The sequence below is a fragment of the Pedococcus soli genome (assembly GCF_054782575.1).
On the sequence record NZ_BAAGSF010000004.1, the window covers coordinates 1,307,757 to 1,323,599 of the forward strand.

Annotated in this window: 10 protein-coding genes and 1 tRNA gene; 4 read left to right on the forward strand and 7 right to left on the reverse strand. The window is 61.5% G+C overall.

The genetic code is table 11. The annotated features are described in order from the left end of the window. Window positions 1-8: 8 nt before the first annotated feature. The 3 genes from ACYVKF_RS12320 to ACYVKF_RS12330 are packed head-to-tail and all read left to right on the forward strand — an operon-like array spanning window position 9 to window position 5,875. Window positions 9-1,928, forward strand: a complete 1,920-nt coding sequence (locus ACYVKF_RS12320) for a DNA methyltransferase (RefSeq protein WP_460966648.1) — start codon at window positions 9-11, stop codon at window positions 1,926-1,928. Beyond that, on the forward strand, window positions 1,925-4,849 hold the full coding sequence (locus ACYVKF_RS12325) for a DEAD/DEAH box helicase family protein (RefSeq protein ID WP_460966650.1): 2,925 nt from the start codon (window positions 1,925-1,927) through the stop codon (window positions 4,847-4,849). The genes ACYVKF_RS12320 and ACYVKF_RS12325 overlap by 4 nt, the downstream gene beginning before the upstream one ends. A 30-nt stretch (window positions 4,850-4,879) precedes the next feature. Next, entirely contained in the window at window positions 4,880-5,875 is a 996-nt protein-coding gene (locus tag ACYVKF_RS12330) for a DUF2971 domain-containing protein (RefSeq protein WP_460966652.1), read from the forward strand. 793 nt (window positions 5,876-6,668) lie between these two features. Here the strand turns inward: ACYVKF_RS12330 and ACYVKF_RS12335 are convergent. The 3 genes from ACYVKF_RS12335 to ACYVKF_RS12345 form a co-directional block, all read right to left on the reverse strand. Further along, the gene (locus tag ACYVKF_RS12335) at window positions 6,669-7,838 is read right to left on the reverse strand and encodes a hypothetical protein (protein WP_460966654.1); all 1,170 of its coding nucleotides are present in this window, start codon (window positions 7,836-7,838) and stop codon (window positions 6,669-6,671) included. Then, window positions 7,835-8,704, reverse strand: a complete 870-nt coding sequence (locus ACYVKF_RS12340) for a protein kinase domain-containing protein (RefSeq protein WP_460966656.1) — start codon at window positions 8,702-8,704, stop codon at window positions 7,835-7,837. The genes ACYVKF_RS12335 and ACYVKF_RS12340 overlap by 4 nt, the downstream gene beginning before the upstream one ends. 197 nt (window positions 8,705-8,901) lie before the next feature. Beyond that, a complete protein-coding gene (locus tag ACYVKF_RS12345) occupies window positions 8,902-9,099 on the reverse strand; it encodes a hypothetical protein (protein ID WP_460966658.1) in 198 nt (65 codons plus the stop codon). A gap of 91 nt (window positions 9,100-9,190) precedes the next feature. On the opposite strand from ACYVKF_RS12345, the gene ACYVKF_RS12350 reads away from it, so the two are divergent. After that, the gene (locus ACYVKF_RS12350) at window positions 9,191-10,162 is read left to right on the forward strand and encodes a tyrosine-type recombinase/integrase (protein ID WP_460966659.1); all 972 of its coding nucleotides are present in this window, start codon (window positions 9,191-9,193) and stop codon (window positions 10,160-10,162) included. 28 nt (window positions 10,163-10,190) lie between these two features. Here ACYVKF_RS12350 and ACYVKF_RS12355 read toward each other — a convergent pair. The 4 genes from ACYVKF_RS12355 to ACYVKF_RS12370 all read right to left on the reverse strand — a co-directional run bounded on the left by ACYVKF_RS12355 (window position 10,191) and on the right by ACYVKF_RS12370 (window position 15,842). Further along, a tRNA-Arg gene (locus ACYVKF_RS12355) sits at window positions 10,191-10,266 on the reverse strand. A gap of 118 nt (window positions 10,267-10,384) precedes the next feature. Beyond that, complete coding sequence (locus ACYVKF_RS12360; RefSeq protein ID WP_460966661.1) at window positions 10,385-11,320, reverse strand: M78 family metallopeptidase domain-containing protein; 936 nt, start codon at window positions 11,318-11,320, stop codon at window positions 10,385-10,387. Continuing rightward, window positions 11,320-14,733 carry a DEAD/DEAH box helicase family protein gene (locus ACYVKF_RS12365; RefSeq protein ID WP_460966663.1) on the reverse strand — a complete coding sequence of 1,138 codons (3,414 nt, stop codon included), beginning with the start codon at window positions 14,731-14,733 and terminating at the stop codon, window positions 11,320-11,322. The genes ACYVKF_RS12360 and ACYVKF_RS12365 overlap by 1 nt, the downstream gene beginning before the upstream one ends. Beyond that, on the reverse strand, window positions 14,730-15,842 hold the full coding sequence (locus ACYVKF_RS12370) for a restriction endonuclease subunit S domain-containing protein (protein ID WP_460966665.1): 1,113 nt from the start codon (window positions 15,840-15,842) through the stop codon (window positions 14,730-14,732). The genes ACYVKF_RS12365 and ACYVKF_RS12370 overlap by 4 nt, the downstream gene beginning before the upstream one ends. Window position 15,843 lies beyond the last annotated feature (1 nt).

Consider the following 15,843-nt stretch of genomic DNA (forward strand, 5'->3'; position numbering starts at 1 on the left):
GGATCTAGGTGAGCAAGTCGCTGTTGGAGCAGTTGCCGGGCATCGTCGCGACGGGCAAGCGGCAGGCCGCGCAGATACTAGAAGAGCTCGACCGGGACCACCGGGTCACGCTCCAGACCCGTGAGCTGGTGATTCCTAGCCGCGACACGGCAAGAGCGAACCTGTTCGGTGACGCCACCAAAGCAGAGGCCGATGTCATCCTTGCGGGCGGTCTCGGGCAGATGAATCGAATGATTTACGGCGACAACTTGCTTGCCATGGCCGCGCTCCTCGCGGGCGACGACGAGACACCTAGTCTGCGCGGCAGGATCGACCTCATCTACATTGATCCGCCGTTCGACTCGAAGGCTGACTACAGGTCGAAAATCGTGCTGCCAGGTGCCACGCTCGACCAGCGTCCGACCGTGTTGGAGCAGTTTGCGTACTCGGACACTTGGGCTGATGGGAGCGCGTCCTTCCTCGCCATGTTGACGCCGCGACTCGTCTTGATGCGCGAGCTTCTCTCGGACTCGGGGAGCATCGTCGTTCACAGTGACTGGCATGTCGGTCACTATGTGAAGATCGTGCTCGACGAAATATTCGGGAAGGAGAACTTTCGCAACGAGATCGTGTGGCACTACTACAACAAACTGCAGGGAAATGTCGGACGGTTTGCGTCCAACCACGATGTTCTGTTCGCCTACAAGAAGCTGGGCAAGCCGGTCTTCAACGTCATCCGCGAAGCTCGTGACAAGCCCAAGCGACAGCAGAAGAGGGCGTGGGACCCAGCGACGAAAACTCTCAAGCAGGCGCGAGACGAGCAAGGAAACCTCGTCTATTACGAGGACACTCATCGCATGCTTGACGACGTCTGGCGATTGCCTTACATCATGCCCGCGGACAAGATTCAGAAGTTGAACTATCCGACGCAGAAGCCCGAGACATTGCTCGAGCGAGTCATAGAGTCTGCGTCGAACGAGGGCGATCTCGTGGCAGACTTCTTCGCGGGGTCTGGTACCACAGCTGCGGTTGCCGAGCGCTTGGGGCGTCGATGGATTGCGTCTGACCTCGGCAAACCCTCGGCGATGATGACGCGAAAGCGGCTGGTAGATCTTGATGCGCGGCCATTTCTGTATCAGGCCATCGGCGACTACCAGGTGGAGCAAGCCCGGTCGACTCTGGGGCGCTCGTTTCGCGTAGGAGATCTCGCCAAAGTTGTGCTCGACATCTATGGGGCGCTTCCGCTCCCCCCCGGTGAGAACGTGAACGGCAGTCTTGGCCGGCTGCCCCACACGAAGACCTTGGTGCTAGCGGATAGCCCGTCGAAGCTCACGACCGTCTCGACCCTTCGGCGGGCTCAGGGATATCGCGACAGCAAGCTGGGTGGCTTCGACAGGGTCATTGTGTTGGGTTGGAACTTCTCCGCCGGAATTGGTCACGATATTGACGCGCTTGGCGACGACAAGCTCGAAGTTCTGGTGATCCCGCCTGATTTGCTCGATCGGCTCAAGAAGCGAGGGGCGGGGAAGCTTGCTGGCGAGGTCCGATTTTCCAGCCTTCAGTACCTCCAAGCCAGCGTCACGTCGAGGAAGTCCACTGCAGATGGAGAGGAACTGCAGGTAGCGCTGGACAACTACGTCCTACTCTCGCCCGATGCGATCAATCTGGACGAGAAGAACCGCGAAGCGCTTCAGAGGGTGATGAACAGCGAGCCGCTCGCCCTGATCGAGTACTGGGCTGTGGACCCCGACTACGACGGCCAGGTGTTTCGCTCCGTCTGGCAGGACTATCGGGGCAATACCGAGAACGACGATGACGCGTTACGTGTCGTCACGAAGGCACAACTCGAGTTGGTCGCCATGGACGGGACGAGAAATGTCTGCATACGTGCGGTCGACGTCTTCGGATTTGAGTCAGAGGTCGTCATCGAGGATGTGGATCTCGCATGAGTTCCCCGACGTTCCCGCTTGCTGACGGGCTGGCGAAGATGGTGGACCAACAAATCGCCGAAATTATGGCGGGTCGCGATCCGGCGCTGATTCACCAGGTCACCCCAGTCACTGCCGAACTGCTCCGGTTCTGGTTTCAGCAGGATTACTGCGACGTCCGGGACGCAAATTTTCACGAGGGCCAGCGCGCGGCCATCGCCCACGTTATCTACGCACACGAGGTGCTCGGTGCCCGATCATTGAGTGACCTTTATCAACTCGTAGCTCCGGAGGCGATGCTCGAGGACGGTCTGTTGGGAGAGGTCACACGCGAGCGCCACCAGCACCCGAAGTACGCGGCGAAGATGGCGACAGGGACGGGGAAGACCTGGGTCTTGAATGCGCTGCTCGTGTGGCAGTTCCTGAACAAGAAGGCTCTTCCGAGCGACGAACGATTCACTAGCAACTTCCTACTCGTCGCGCCAGGACTCATCGTGTATGACCGACTCCTTGACTCGTTCCAGGGCAAGACTGTCGACGGCGAACGCGACTTCACCACAAGCGACATCTATCGCCAGCAGGACCTGTTCATTCCCGACAATTACCGTCAGTCGATCTTTGGCTTCCTTCAGTCCTCGGTGGTGACCAAGACCGACATCGGACGCAAGGTGACGGGCGGCGGCATGGTCGCAATCACCAACTGGCACCTACTTGCTGGCGTCGAGGACGAGAACTTTGTAGATGCCGAATCGCGCGTCGAAGCCCCTGGCGAAGACATCGATGCAAAGGCGGCCGTTGAAAGCCTCTTCCCGTTGACGCCGGGGACAGCCGCTGGAAACTCCTTAGACGTCCTCGATCGTAGGTTCGCTCGTGGGGGTCCCCTGCAGTACTTGATCGACCTACACGACTTGATGGTGTTGAACGATGAGGCGCACCACATCCACGAGGTGCGCACGGCGGGAGAAGTCACTGACGTGGAGTGGCAGAAGAGCCTGCTGGAGATTGCTGCCACCAAGGGCCACAGGTTCATCCAGGTGGACTTCTCCGCGACTCCGTTTAACGAGATCGGCAACGGCAGGAAGAAGAGCCGCCAGTACTTTCCGCACATCGTGGTCGACTTCGACCTCACCAAGGCGATGAGGGCTGGCTTGGTCAAGTCTCTTGCACTGGACAAGCGCAAGGAGATCGCAGCTCTCCCTCTCGACTTCCGCTCCGAGCGAGACAGCGCCGGAACAGTTATCGGGCTCTCGCAGGGCCAGCGGGTCATGCTTCAGGCCGGGCTTACCAAGCTCCGAATCCTGGAAGAGCAGTTCGCCAAGACGGATCCTGGCAAGCACCCCAAACTCCTTGTGGTCTGCGAGGACACCAATGTCACTCCACTGGTGGAGCAGTATCTGCACGAGAGTGGCATGGGCGCCGATGAGGTCTTGCGCGTCGATTCGGGGCGCAAGGCCGAGCTAGCCCAGAAGGACTGGGAGCCAATTCGCGAACGGCTCTTCGACGTTGACCGTCACCTGACGCCGCGCGCCATCGTTTCCGTGCTGATGCTCCGAGAGGGTTTCGACGTCTCCAACATCTGCGTCATCGTGCCGTTGCGGACCTCGCAGGCTTCGATCCTCTTAGAGCAGACCGTGGGCCGTGGTCTGAGACTCATGTGGCGGGGCGACGACACGATCGATGAGCTCAAGCGTGAGACACGCCAGCGCATTGCCAACGCTCAGGAGCCGGACAACTACTTCGACGTTCTATTCGTAGTTGAGCACCCTGCCTTTGAAGAGTTCTACCAGGACCTGATCGCCCAAGGTTTGGCCGGAACCGTCGGTGACGACGCAGATGAGAGGAACCCCCGCGGCGACCTAGAGAGCGTAGACGTCAAGCCCGGGTATCAAGCGTTCGACTTCGAGATTCCAGTCATTTTTCGGGACGCGGATGAAGAGTTGAAGGCTCCGTCTCTCGACCCAAGCACGTTGCCGCCGAGCAAGTACCCCGTCGACTTTCTGATCAGACAGATTGGAAAGGGTGACCAGTTCGCATCGCACGACCAGCAGAGCGGCACTCAGTATGGCGACTACCGCGTTCAGGGCGGAATCCTGAGCGCCACCGGCTACAACGATTACCTGTCGCGCATGACAAACAGGATCACGCATGCGTTGGGTGCCAACATTACCAAGAGCGCAGCCAAGTTCAAGGAAGTGAGCCAGTACCCCATTCTGCAAGCGCACGCCCCCCTTCTGGTCGGCTGGCTTGATGTCTATATTCGCACCCGCCTCTTTGGAAAGGAGTTTGATCCGCACGCTAATGAGAACTGGCGAGTCCTTATGATTGATGATGTAGCGCAACATATCGCTGGCGCTTTCGCGACGAGACTTACCGAGCTGCAGGAGAACGTCCAGGCAAGCGAAGCCCAGGTGCGCCACATTCTTCTGTCTGAAGTAAAAACAATTCCCGTCCGCTCGACCTCCGCTGTCGAGGTCAAGAAGTGCATTTATCCGAAACTTCCGATTCCAACCCACAAAGGAGGTCTGGAGAAGCGCTTCATCGAGTGGGTCGACAAGGACACTAGGATTGAGGCGTTCTGCAAGATCCACGAGCACCGACACCAAAGCATGCGTCGACCTTACCTAAAGGCAGACGGGATGCCCGCGCAGTATTCGCCCGACTTCATTGTGCGCACGGATGGTGCCGTATATGTGGTCGAGACAAAGGCCCAGTCAGCAATATCGGATGAAAACGTCCGGCGCAAGGAGCGGGCTGCACTCTCGTGGATCGAACAGATCAACACGCTGAAGTCTCATCAACGGATGGATGCTGAGTGGTCGTATGTGCTCCTCGGCGAAGACTTCGTCAAGAACTGGGAATCCAAGGGGATGCGAGCCTCGGAGGCGTTGGAGATGGCTCGCCTCCGTCGCCCGGATGCTGCCACTCAGACGACGATCTTCTGATGTTTCGACCTTCCCCGAGGAGGTTGTGGCATGGCTCTCTATGAGAGTGTGAATTGGAGCCCTCCCCGTCGGCTGGACGCCTCCGCGAGCGTTTTTCACTACACGTCCCCGGGGGGCCTATTGGGAATGCTGGAGACGGGCACGATCCGGGCAACCGAAGCATCTGGCCTTAACGACGTCGCCGAGATTGTTCAGGGCCAACGCTTCGTGCGCGAGAAGATCGACGCCCTGCCGAGCGGCGAACTCCGTGACGACCTGCTGTTTGCCCTAGAGCAGGTGATGGACGCCAACGGTCCCGCGGCATCAGACGTTTTTGTTCTTGCAGCATCCCTCCAGAACGACGACGCGAACCAGTGGCGCCTTTATGGTGACGGGGGACGAGGCTACTGTGTCGAGCTCGACTCCTCAGCGCCGTTGACCGTACTGACCGAGCACGCGCCCTCGTCGACTCCCGTTGCCGGGGGCGCGAGCGGCTCGAAGCTCGACTTTGGTTTTATCCAGGATGTCGGCTACGTGTCTGCCTGGTCTCGGGTCCTCTACGATGACGCCGCGAGGCAAGAGGCGTTTGACGACTTGGTCATGTGGGCTGACACGGCCCGTTCACTCGCGGATGCCGCTGAATGGCCAGATCCTGAGTCCGGCGATCCGACGCCGCACCAGGAGTATGCATACGATCTGTCGCGCGCCGTGGCGTCGCTTACGCGGTGTATCAAGGCGTCAGGCTTTGCTGGCGAGGACGAGGCACGGGTCCTTGTCTCGTTCCTCGTTGGTGACAAGCACGCCCATTTTCGAGCCGCGGAGTACGGGATAGTCCGTCACTTCGAACTTGCGAAAGCGATCGGCGGCAACCCGAAAGCGGTGCACTTCGGCGTACGGTCCAGTTCCGAGGCCCTGCCGATACGATCAGTGCGACTGGGGCCCTCGCTGAAGCCCGACTTGTGCACGCCGGCCGTGCGCTCTTTGCTGGTGCGGCACGGTTACGCAGACTCCACAACGATCGAGTTGTCTGGGATCCCCCTTCGATGACAACGTAGCGACCGGGGGACGACTCGCGGCCGGGAGCCCTCGGCTATGGCTCACATGTTTGGGCCTGGTCTTCGGCGCGAAGTTCCGCAACTACTATTGGCCGACTCAAGACGCACGCGGATGAGGAGGTCTTGGTGGAGTTGAGTGCTGACCGCGGACGCGGACGCCGTGTTGGCGAACCAACTCATGAGCTGGCACTCACTCGCGCCCTCGGTTCCTCTATCGGTGAACTCTTTCGGCCGGGCCCGGGTCGAACGACGTACATCATCTTTGAGCCAGAGGTGGGGCGCGGTCGGCCGGACGCCATTGCAGTCCAGATCTCGGCGTTTGCACTAGGTGCGCTGCGTCGCGAGGGACTTCGGTTGCCCCACCTGACCGCATCGCGAGCTGCCCTAGCTTCAGACGAGACAGATGGCTTTGGGGTTACTGGTGCTTATGGCCGCCAGTTGAGGACGCGGATCCGCACGGCGGGGTGGACCGAGCGCCGAGCGACCTCGGTGTCCAACCTGATCGTGGACTCTCTCGCGGTAGAAGCGAAGATGAAGGACTGGCGCCGGGCGCTGCGTCAGGTTGCCGCGTTCCGTCCCTACGCCCATCGAGCAGCGCTGCTCGTGCCGCAGTCACTGACGGCGCGTGTTGACCCGGTTGGCTTGGATGTCTACCAGGCCGGCTTGCTGCGTGAGGATCATGGGCAAGTGGCTTGGGAGCGATCTGCGCCTCGTCGGGAGATAGATCCAGCGGCTTCGGCTTGGCTCGTCGAACTGCTCGTCCGAGGCCTCGACAACGGCACTGCTTACAGCGCCTCCGAGTTGGCCAGACCGTCTAGGGCGCCCAAGAAGTTCTCGATTCTCGAGGAATAGCTTGGTGGCAAGGCGATGCCTAGGGCGGCGGCCTTCTGCAGCCTTTTTGAGGCCCGCTCCAGCCTCTTGGTGACGGCATCAACCCTCCGCCCGATATCAGGCTCACCCGCGACCTCATCGGCCAGCCAAGCCAACACACGAAGGTGCTGTTCTTGTGCCTCCGAACGCGACCAGGTCGTGAAGGGTTCGGACGCGAATCGTTTGACGTATCGGTCGGCGAAGAGGTCGTCACGAAGTTCGCTGTCGAAGAGTGGCGAGGCCTCCGCCTCTGCCTTGAGCGGGACCCATAGTCGAGACAGGGAGATCCGTGCGATCGGCGGCTGCCCTCCAGCTGCACTGGGCTGCCATTTTGACACCGAGAATTGGCGAAGCGAGTAATTCCACCCGGAGCCGGACCCGTCTGCCCCAGCGGCCAGACCCAAAATCCCCTCGAAGTCCGAATAGCCCCATAGCACCTCGTAGTCATTGAGTACCGACAATCGGTAGATCATACGCAGGAGATTGGTCAGCCGGTTCTTATCCCAGGGCAGCGGTGGATACTCTCGGCGTCGTCTATCGACGAGCAGGTAGAACCCTCGAACGTCCAGCGTTGTTGCAACGTCAAGCCAGTCTTCGACTGTCTGCCAATCCGAGAAAGCCGCCTCCTCGACAACAATGGAGGCAAGGGTGTTTTCTGCCCCCCACTCGGACGCTGCAGTTCTCGCCAACTGAATGGCCAACGGCGTCCACACGTCTGCAAAAGCGCCTTGAAGAACCGTCGGAGCTATCTTCAAACCATCGACACCTATCGCCCTGTTGGCAAGTTCGACCGAACGAACCTGTGCCGTCGTGGCGGCGGCGTCTTGTGACCAATGAATCTCGCTGAGATCCAGTCCATGACTGTCATGGCAGCGCGCGGAGCCGGCCGGTGTTGCCGCGTAGATGTAGGCCTGAGGGTCAAGCAGGACTCTGAGGTCCCGTGACCGTGCGTCCTCCGCGGTCAATCCGAGCGCATCACGGTCCTCATCGGCCGGACTCAGTACGAGGCCGGATACGTGTCCCGCACTAGCGACATTGGCAATTTTGGACGCCTTGCCGTATCCATGCTGGATGAAGAAGGTCACGAGTCCTCCTCGAGGATCTGGAGTGGCTTGTCCACGGAGCGGTAGCGTCCCGCGGGGCGTTCCGCCAATAGCCGAACGATCATGTTGACCACGTGAGGCGGCAACGCATAGCCATCGAGTTCGATCGCGCTGAAGCTAGCCATTCTCCGCCGGTACTCGTCAGGACGGATGCCTGTCTGCCAGAAGGGGTGCTTTCCGGTGGCGGCCTCAAACGCGACGATCCCGATTTGATACAGATCAGTACGGAAGTCGATGGTGGCATAGCGACGTGCGAGGAACTGCTCTGGAGCAGCATATCGCGCTGTCTTAGGCGACGTCATGAATGACTCGGTGATCGCCGAAAGGTCAGAATGAAATGCGATGCCTAGGTCTAGCAGAACCAGGTCGTCGCCGTTTTGAATGATGTTCCCCGGCTTAATGTCGCGATGAACGATCCTCGACGGACTTTCCCACATTGCCTTAACTGCACGTAACATGTGAAGCAGGACCTTTTGAGAGAGTTGCGGTCCCGCTTGGCCGGCCGCTATTGCTTCCTGGAGGGTGGGCCCAGGATAGAACGGTTCGACATACCACAGGTGTTGGTTTAGCCCGACGTCGCGAATGCTAGGTCTCTCCGAGAGCGTCACTACGTGAGGGCAGTCAACAGACTCCATGGCTAGCAACTCGCGCGCGAACCGCTCAGGGATATCCGCGAGATCGTCATCCGCCCCGATGACGGGCTCTTTGATGATCTTGACGACGAGGTCGGCCTCATCTCGCCGTCCTCGGTAGGCGACCTTGAAGGCGCCAAGTCCGAGACGCGGTGTCACAACCCCGTACTCCTGGAAGGCGGCAACTGCCTGGGCTTCGGTGAAAGGTGGTTCCACGGCCCCCCCAGCGTGGTTGATCTAGTCGGGGCGATCTTGCCACGGTTTGAGGCATGCTTCGTCTGTTTCGCGGCTATTGATACAGGCGGTGCGCCACTCGACGTTTTCCGCGTCCCGGCAAGAGCGTGCGCTGTCGTGTCTCGAAATCGGAATCGTGAATGGTCCAGCATGAGTCGTCGATGGCTCTGCGCGTCCCTTCAAACTCTATTGGTGTCGATGAGGCGCCGTGTATAGCCAGCCGCGACCAGCCGCTGGAAGCCGTCCATCACCTCGGGTGCCAAGGGCTGAGGTGTGGCGAAGCCTTGGTCCGCGTAGACCCAGATTCGCTGAGTGTCGCCGACGAGCATGTTGAGGACCTTGTCCTGGTCGCCGATGGCATCGATGTAGGCGACCAAGGTTTGAGGCCGCGATGAACAGACGACGTCGAGTTCGGGCCACAGCTTCTGGCAGGTCGCGTACGCGCGGCGTTGTTGGTAGGGCCGGCTGATGACGGTCGCGGACCTGGCCGAGGAGTTTCGTGAGGCGAGGAAGGGTCAGGTGTCGGTGCGGGCCTGGGAGTCGGACGAGAGCGCCCTGCGGGTTCACATCGTGCCGGCCTTCGGGAAGCTCCCGATCTCGTCGGTCACGCCTCCCTTGGTCGAGCGATTCCTGGTCGAGCTGGCAGTGTCCCGGTCGGTGCGGACTGCGGCTCGGGTTCGGACCACCCTTGGGGGCCTATTCAGGTATGCCGTGAAGACGCGGCGGTTGCAGGTCTCGCCCGCGGAGCTCGTGCCACTCCCGCACCCGGACTCGAGGACAGGCAAGGTCGTCGAGGTCGACCCGTTCACCGTCGCTGCACTCCTTGATGTGGTCGACTCGCAGCGCGAGTTGTCGCCCGGAGGGGCCGACATCACGTTGGTGCTGGCTCTTACCGGTCTGCGGTTCGGGGAGTTGCGGGGGCTGCGTGTCCGAGACGTCGTGTCCGTTCCCTATCCAGGCATCGTGGTCAAGCGATCCATTCCGCAGTCCGGGCTGACGGGTGCGGTCATCGAGCGGGCCACGACCAAGAGCGGCCGATCCCGGATGGTGCCGTTGTCTGAGCTGGTCCTGCCGGTGGTGATGAAGGCGGCGGAGGGCAAAGGGCCGAACGACTTGCTCTTCCCTGCGCCCGAAGGCGGGTACCTCCACGCTCAGAACTGGCGACGGCAGATTCACTGGAACACGACGGGACTCGGGAGGCGTCCGCACGACCTTCGGCACACGGCGGCATCTCTGTGGATCGCGGCCGGGGTGGACATCAAGACGGTGTCGTCCTGGCTCGGTCACTCGACGGCGAAGCTGACCCTGGACACCTACGGGCACCTGATGGGGACGGACGCGGACAGGGCTGCCTTGGACCGGGTCAACAAGGCTCTTGGGAACCGAGCGGGCACCCAGCGGCCGAAAACGTCGGAGTCGGGAAGCGACGGCGAGGGGTGAAAATGGCCTCTGACCTGCGAAAACGTGGTGGTGCCCTCGGGCAGATTCGAACTGCCGACACCCGCTTTAGGAGAGCGGTGCTCTATCCCCTGAGCTACGAGGGCGGGGCATGGCTGAAACCCTCGCTGTAAGTCTCGCTGAAACCACGGGCGGTGGAGGCCATGCCTGAGGAAGAGTAGCCGACGCGCGGGACCGGTCGCGAAGGCGCACCCCGACTGTGTCCTACTTCCGTTTGGGGCTGTCGCCTTGGCACATCTCGATGACGCGGCTGGCGGCCCGGGTAATGGTTGACCAGTCGCCGTCGATCTCGGGGGCTCCGGGGTGGCAGTACTGGTCGAGGTGTGCCGGCAGCTTGGCCTCGGGTGCCACCCGTCGAAAGACGAGTTGGGCGGTTGTCTCGGCTTCGAACTCCTTCTGTACGTGGGGCACCGCACGGCGATCCTTCCACCATGCCTTCGGAGCGGTGCCTAGGTGGCCGCAGTAGAGGTGGCCGAGTTCGTGCGCGAGTGTCGCCAGTTGCTCAGTGCTGCTGTACGTGGAGTTGAGCATGCACTCGAAGTTGATTGGGACGATTTTTCCGACCACCTGTCCGTCCCTCGAGTCGGTTCGCATGGATTGACGAGACTTCGAGATCTGGAGAGAGCCAGCCAGGACGTGGCCGGTGCGTCCTTCGAGAACGCGGACACCATCGTGCTTCGCGTTGATCTTGACCCAGGACAGCGCGAAGTCGGCGTCCTGGATGTCCTGCATGGCATAGGGGTTCGACAGTTCGGGGGGAAGCGCTCTCGAGTCCTCGTTGCCTTCTGTTTGGGAGACGTCGTACTGGAACATCACCGGGCCGCCGGGGACAAGCAGAACGATCGGGCGCTCATGTGGCCGTATGGTCCGTCGCCATCGATCGCGCCACTCATGAGCAGGCAGTACATGCCGTACTTCCGGACGCTGGAGAACCGCCAAGATGCCGTTGAATGGGCGGTACTGGCGGAAGTTGGAGACCTGCCGCAGGAGGTCGTTGACGCTGGACGCAGCCCCTGAGGTGACAGCTTCGCGGACCATCCAGTCGATCGATCGGCGGGCGCGGACTACCTCGCTCAACTTCGGCTGTTCTTCGGTTGGCAGTCCGAGATCGAGAACCCATTGCCCTCCGATTTCAGTCATCAGGCGACCGTGGCCGTAGGTGCGGCGTTCGCCCGGATCTGGTCGAGGACCAAGATGATGCGGTCGACTTCGTGATCCTTGAAGAGCATGTCTGGCCCCTGCGGTGCGTTGTCGGTAAAGGGTGACTCGTACAGGCGTCGCGCTTCCACCTGTCCGTTGTCCGTCAGGTGCTGGATGATCAGGTTCACGAAGTGAAGTTGGGCTGCCGAGTACGTCGTCCCTTCCAAGTAGTCGGCGAACGCTTCTGTCGCCGCCTCCCGATCGAGCCCAACCAAGGACCGGACGAAGAGTCCGAGTCCGTGGGACTGCTCTGTGGCGATGGCGATGTCCTCCGGAGTCCCGGCGGCACTCTCGACCAACATTTGCTCCAGAGCGCTCAAGTCCTCGGGCGTAAGCGGCCGGTTGCGCCGCAAACGCTGCAGGGCGACGTGATCCTCATGGTCGCGCAGGTACGCCCGAGCCTTCGCGCGGAACCTCTCCGGATTCGTGCCGACGCTGACGCCGGGCAGGACGATGATGGTGCTGTCCCCGAGTTCATCCTCGAAGTCGGTGTAGATCGGAGTCCGCTTTGCCTTTTCGATGAAGCGGACAAGAGTGCGTAGTCGTCTGCGGGCGAGCTCGAGCATCGGCAGCGTGACGTCGAACCACCACTCGTCGCCGGCGACGCTCTCCAAGAGGACCTGCTGAGCGGCGACGGACGGAATGGCTGCCTGACCAAGAAGTGCGGAGGCGATGTCCTGGACCTGCCGCCGCAGTCGTTCCGCGAGGAGTGTGTCGCTCTCGAGCTGGGCCAGTTGAAGGCGCAACACGATCAGGTCGAAGCGCTTGGCGTCCTCGTCGTCGTCGCGCAAGGCGGAGGGTCGACCTGCCAGGTGTTGCGCGATTTCTCCGGCATCCTCGGGTGACAGGTCGTGCCATGCGGGCAATGCGGCATATCTCTCGACCCACTGACGCGCAGGGCGGACGAGGAAGTTGTCGACGTTCATCCCTTCGACGATCTGCTGGAGGTGACGTGCGGTGTCGGTCCGAAGGCCGCCGAGCGTTTGTGTTCCGTCCGCGTCGTTGTCGTAGGTGGGGTGTTCACCGTCGAGGGCGACGAGTAGGCCAAGCCGCGTCTCGAAGAGCCGCTGGGCCAGTGATTTCTGGACTGATCCCTCGGATCCGGCGCCAGCCTGACTGAAGAACTCGAGGTTCTGGCAGAAGTCGAAAACGTAGAAGTTCTGCTTATCGCCTCCCGGCCCGTACAACTCAGGCCGAAGTCGAGTGCCGCGCCCGATCATCTGCCAGAACTTCGACGTGGACCGGACGAGCTTGAAGAAGACGAGGTTGACCACCTCAGGCACGTCGATGCCGGTGTCGAGCATGTCGACAGAGATCGCGATGTGGGGGGCCTTCTCTGGGGTGGAGAAGTCGTCGATCAACGACTGGGCGTACTCGGTCTGGTAGGTGATGACGCGCGCCAACTGGCCGCCATACTCGGGGTAGGCGAGGTCGAAACGTTGCTGGATGAACTTCGCGTGCTCGTTGTTCTTGGCGAAGATGATGGTCTTGCCGATCCGGTCTCCTCCGGCGACCTTGTGGCCCTTGTCCATCAGCGTGGCCAACGCCTTGTCGACCGTGTCCGCGTTGAAGAGCCATCTGTTGAGTTCCTCGGCGCCAACGGCGTCAGGCACGACACCTTCCTCGGACCACTCCAGGGAGTCCCAGTCGTCCTTTTCCGCCTCGGAGAGTTGGGCGTAGCGGATGCCTTCACGCATGAAGCGCAGGGGCACTGACACCGGAACAGGAGGGACCAGGTATCCCTCGGCAACGGCCTCGTCAAGGCTGTACGCGTCGGTGGGGACCCCGTCCTCAAGGTGGAACAGTCGGTAGGTGTTGCGGTCGATCTCGTCCTTCGGTGTGGCTGTCAGCCCTACGAGACGGGCGTCGAACCAGTCGAAGATCGCTCCGTACTTCTGGTAGATCGACCGGTGTGCCTCGTCGATCACGATGAGGTCGAAGTAGCCGGGCCCGAAGGTGCGGCCGCCCGAGTCGGTGTCGTTGATGAGTCCGACCATGGTCGGGTACGTCGAGACGTAGATCCGTCCGTCCGTGATCTTCTCGGTCACCAGGTTGACCGTGGTCGCGGACGGCAGGTGGGTCTTGAATGCGTTGGTTGCCTGGTTGACGAGCGCGACTCGATCGGCCAGGAAGAGGACGCGCTTCACCCAGCCGGCGCGCATCAGCTGGTCGGAGAGCGCGATGACGGTGCGGGTCTTCCCAGAACCGGTCGCCATAACCAGCAGGGCGTCGCGCTGCTTGGCTTCGAACGCCTCGCCGACGGCCGTGATGGCTCGCGTCTGGTAGTGCCGCTCAACGATGTCGCGGTTGATCTGGGTGGTGGCGAGCGGCAGCTGGGTTCGCCGTCGCTGCACCATGAGTGCTAGCTCGTCTTTGGTGAAGAAGCCCTGAACTGGCCGGGGCGGGTAGCCGGCCTTGTCGTCCCAGAGCCAGTTCTCGTACCCGTTGGAGTAGAAGATTACGGGTCGTTGTCCGGTCATCTGCTCAAGGCAGTCGGCGTAGAGCTTGGCCTGCTGCTGCCCGACCGCCGGGTCGCGGCTGGTGCGCTTCGCCTCGATCACTGCGAGGGGCAGGCCGTCATCGCCCCAGAGAACGTAGTCGACAAAACCCTTGCCCTCGGCGTTTGGCATGCCAATCACCGGGTACTCGCGGTCGCGGCTGTCGGTCAAGGTCCAGCCCACCTCGAGCAACAGCGCGTCAATGATGAGCCGCCGGGTGGCGGTTTCGTCGTAGTCGTGCTGGTCGACGGTGTGGGCCTTGGCGGCCTGGGCCGTGGCGATCTGCTCGCGCAGCGCGTCTAGCTCCGCCTGGAGGGACGCGTTGCTCGTCTTCTCCGCCTCGATCGCGGCATCCTTCGCCTCAAACTTCGCCAGCAGCGCCCTCAGCTCATCCTGGGACAGCGGTGGCTGCGCTGATTGCCTCTCCGGGGCAGGAATCTGGGAGGGGTCGTATGGCGTGGCTGTGGGTATGAGGTCCGGCTCGGTGGAGTAGCGGAAGGCGGTCCAGAGCACTACGTCGTGCAGTTGGCGCAGCACGTTCAGGGCGGTCGCCGCACTGATGTTGCGATTCTCGTGGACCGCAGCGTTCCCGACGCGACGTATCGCGTCGAGTTTTGCCGCGACCTCTGAACCCGTGACGCGTCGAAAGGCCGGCTCGCCGATTCGCGCAGCGAGGTCGTTCCGATAAGGCAGGGACAATCGCTCGACGTCGTAGATCAGGGTCACCAGCTGCTCGACCACGCGCCGGGCGTAAAACGCCGCGGAGCGTGGATCGGTCCTTCCATACCCCTCGGCACGTGAACAGTCCGCGTAAGTGTCAGCCCATTCGTCCCTGACGAACTCGAAGTTGCTCATCGCTCAGTGCCAAAGGCTCGAGATCGCATGCAGGCGCCCAACTCAGCAAGGAGCCTGTCGTCGTGCATTTCCCCTACACGAAGCGCTTCGGTCAACCGAGTAGCGAACTCCATCTGATCCGCGTGATCCGGCCAGACGAGTGGCATCGCCTTCAGCTTCTCCTTGGAGATGTTCTTCATGGAGCCTCCCGTTCCGCTCGAGCGGGCGCTGAGCTGACGGCGCATGGCTGGGGTTCGAAGGAGTGACCAAACGAAAAGCGGCTCGACGCTGGCGGGATCCCGCCAGACAAACCGCCAAATCTTGTCCGGGAGAACGAGGTTCTTGGGCACTGAGCGAGCGAGCGCGACAGCACCGACCAGCGCTGTGGTGTTGGCGCGGCTCATGAGTAGGTCGTTGGAACGCACGAAGTGGTCATGAGGCGGTTGATAGTCATCGGGCAGGGGCTTCGACTCGTGGGGCCGAAAATGGCCGGTCGTCACCGCACTGATCTTGAGCACCCGATTCTGACTGCGGAGCTGGGTGTCGCTCGCGACAAGGCTCTTGCCGCCTCGGAGGTCGGCTACGACCTCCGAGAAAGGGATGACACGCCCAGAGCGAATGCACTCTTCGGGATCGCCGAACATGTCGAAGTAGATCGAGTGTGTCAGTTCGTCGGCCAGCGCAGCCGATTCCCGACTTTTGGACCGGAGGTCGTCATGCAAGTCCAGCATGGCGGTGATGCGAAGCTGCTCCTCTTTCGGCGGCCTTGGCACTTCGATCTGCTTCAAGAACTTGAAATGACGTGAGTAGCCAGCGCTGGGGATGTCCCGGGACCTTAGGTAGTGAAAGACGTACTTGGGGTCCCAACCGGGGCGAACACGAAGCACCTTGACCCCGTCGGCACCGACGATGAATGGAAAGTCGATGTACTTGAAAGCTCTCGTGTGATCGCCAAAAACGATGACGGGACCCGTGACAGAGCACAACTTCGAAGGGTCATTGCTGAAGCCGGCCACCAGCCGCTGACCCTGATCGACAACTGGAAAGCGCCCCGTGCTGAGGAAGGCAGACTGCGGAAGCTTGGGGTTTCCACCGGAGACGTCCTCAAGGACCTCGTCAAAGGCTGACATC